Annotated in this window: 2 protein-coding genes and 1 tRNA gene; 1 reads left to right on the top strand and 2 read right to left on the bottom strand. The window is 75.2% G+C overall.

Annotation, left to right across the window (positions count from 1 at the left end; all coding sequences use genetic code 11):
• A partial coding sequence (locus EAO71_RS35145) for a protein kinase family protein (RefSeq protein WP_147981885.1) occupies positions 1 to 777 on the bottom strand: 777 nt, incomplete at its 3' end.
• A gap of 407 nt (positions 778 to 1,184) precedes the next feature.
• Positions 1,185 to 1,256: transfer RNA gene (locus tag EAO71_RS35140), tRNA-Cys, on the bottom strand.
• 191 nt (positions 1,257 to 1,447) lie between these two features.
• Between EAO71_RS35140 and EAO71_RS35135 the strand changes: the two genes are divergently transcribed.
• The coding region (locus EAO71_RS35135; protein ID WP_147981884.1) for an MFS transporter at positions 1,448 to 2,793 on the top strand (1,346 nt) is incomplete at its 3' end.

Below are 2,793 nucleotides of genomic sequence, written 5' to 3'. Positions count from 1 at the left end.
ACTCAGCTGCTTCGGCGCGGTCCGTGCGGCGGCGCCGGAGGGAGAGCCGCGGGCCGGACTGCCCGGCCTCGAACCGGGCACGCTGGCGCCGGAACAGACGGCGGGCGGACGACCGGGCGGGATTTCGGATCGTTCCGGCACGGTGTGCCCGGTGGCGGCGTACGCGAGGACGGCGCCGAGCGCGTAGACGTCGCCCGCCGGCCGGGGTCGTCCGCCCGCCGTCTGTTCCGGCGCCAGCGTGCCCGGTTCGAGGCCGGGCAGTCCGGCCCGCGGCTCTCCCTCCGGCGCCGCCGCACGGACCGCGCCGAAGCAGCTGAGTCGCGGCCCGTCGGCCGTGAGCAGGACGGCGGAGGGGGACACACCGGCGTGCGTGACCCCCTGCGCGTGGGCGGCGGCCAGTGCCTCGGCGAGCGCGGTACCGACGGCCCGCACCGTTTCCTCCGGCAACGGCCCGCCGTGGACGGCCAGGGCGACGGGCAGCGGGAGCGCGGGCAGATAGGGCGTCGTGCACCAGGGGGAGGCCGGGGTGTCGGACACCTCGGTCACCGGGGCGATCCAGGGGCCGAGCAGCCGCTGTGCCGCCTGTGCCTCCGCCAGGAAGCGCGCGGGATCGGCGCCGGGCAGCGGGGCGTTGAGCAGCACCGTACGGCCGCCGTCGGCGCTGCGGGCGACGAACCGGCGGCAGGGCGTGTGGCCTTGGGGCGGATCGAGACGGGTGATGAGCCGGTACGGGCCGATCCGCCGCGCGGACTCCTCGTGCGGGCGCGGCCGTTCCACGTCTGAATCCCCCCTGTCGGTCGCCCTGCCGTTCGCGAGGGCAACAGGAGCCTACTCAAGGGGAGGGAGAGGACCGGCGGCGGTGGGGGAGGGGCCGTGTGGAGACAGGGCGCGGGAGCGCCCCGGCACGTTCGCGGCGCGGGGCCGGGAACGGTGGGTCCGGTCGTGCGCGCACGGCGTGCGTGACCGTGCCCGCACGGCGTGCGTGACCGTGCCCGCACGGCGGGCGAGGTCGTGCCCGCACGGCGGGCGAGGTCGTGCCCGCACGGTGCGGGCACGGAGGGGCGCGCGGCGGATACGGAGATCCCTGCGGCGGCCGGTTCGGGACCACCGGCCGCCGCAGGGTCGTCGCGCGTCTGCCGGCGGGACTCCGGCACACGCGCAGCGGTCCTGCGCGGATCCTCCAGAGACCGTGATCGGAATCGAACCGACGTAACTCGAGTTGCAGTCGAGCCCCTGAACCACTCGGGCACACGGTCGTGTTGTGCTCTGGAACGACCGTAGGGCGGGGGCGGAAGGGGCTCAAGGGATCCGGGCGGGCGGCAACACGACTGCCACACGCCGTTCACGACCGGCCCCGCACGGACGGGCCGGGCCTACGACCAAGGGAGGAGGGGATCGCGACTCCCGACAGGGGCCATTTGCTCGTTCGGCCCTTACTCTGAAGGGCATGAGCGCCTTGGAGCCCCGCGACGCCGACGTCGCCCCGATCAGAGAAACCGCAGGTCCGACCCTCGCGGACGGATCAGTGCTGGACCGGGGGCACCGGGCGCTCAGCATCGGCATCGTCTCCGTCGTCCTGCTCATCGCCTTCGAGGCGACCGCCGTGGGAACGGCCATGCCCGTCGCGGCGCGCGAGCTGCACGGCATCCCCCTCTACGCCTTCGCCTTCTCCGCGTACTTCACCACCAGCCTCTTCGGCATGGTCCTGGCCGGGCAGTGGTCCGACCGGGCCGGGCCGCTCGCGGCGCTCACCACCGGCATGTCCGCCTTCGCCGCGGGCCTCCTGCTCTCCGGCACCGCCGGCACGATGTGGCTGTTCATCCTCGGCCGCGCCGTACAGGGCCTCGGCGGGGGACTGGTGATCGTCGCGCTCTACGTGGTGGTCAGCCGGGCGTACTCCGAACACCTGAGACCCGCGATCATGGCGGCGTTCGCGGCGGCCTGGGTCGTCCCCTCCGTCGTCGGCCCGCTGGCCTCCGGGACGATCACCGAGCACCTCGGCTGGCGCTGGGTCTTCCTCGGCATCCCGGCCCTCGTCGCCTTCCCGCTGGCCCTCGCCCTCCCGGAGATCCGCCGCACCGCCTCGGGCCCGGCCGATCCGGCCGCTCCGGTCCCGCCGTACGACCGGCGGCGCATCCGGCTCGCGCTCGCGCTGTCCGTAGGCGCCGGACTGCTCCAGTACGCGACGCAGGACCTGCGCTGGCTCTCGCTGCTCCCGGCCGCGGCCGGGGCCGCGCTCCTCGTCCCCGCCGCGCTCGGACTGCTGCCGCGCGGCACCTACCGGGCGGTCCGCGGGCTGCCGTCCGTGGTGCTGCTGCGGGGCATCTCGGCGGGCTCCTTCATCGCCGCCGAGTCCTTCGTGCCGCTGATGCTGGTCACCGAGCGCGGCCTGAGCCCGACGCTGGCCGGCCTCTCGCTCGCGGTCGGCGGCGCGACCTGGGCGCTGGGTTCCTACGTGCAGTCCCGGCCGTGGACGGAGCCGTACCGCGAACGGCTCGTGGTGGTCGGCATGCTGCTCGTGGCCGCCGCGATCGCGACCGCCCCGACCGTCCTGATCCACTCGGTGCCGGTCTGGATCGTCGCGGTGGCCTGGGCCTTCGGCTGTCTCGGCATGGGACTGGTGATCGCGTCGACGAGCGTGCTGCTGCTGAAGCTGTCCGCCCCGGAGGAGGCGGGCGCCAACTCGGCGGCCCTCCAGATCTCGGACGGCCTGTCCAACGTGATCCTGCTGGCGGTGGGCGGTGCGGCGTTCGCGGCCCTCGGCGGCGGGGCGCTCGGGCACGGGGTGGCGGG

This window comes from Streptomyces sp. MS191 (assembly GCF_008042125.1).
Lineage (GTDB): Bacteria > Actinomycetota > Actinomycetes > Streptomycetales > Streptomycetaceae > Streptomyces.
The sequence above is the reverse complement of the archived record's forward strand: the minus strand, read 5'-3'. Positions and strand labels throughout refer to the sequence as shown.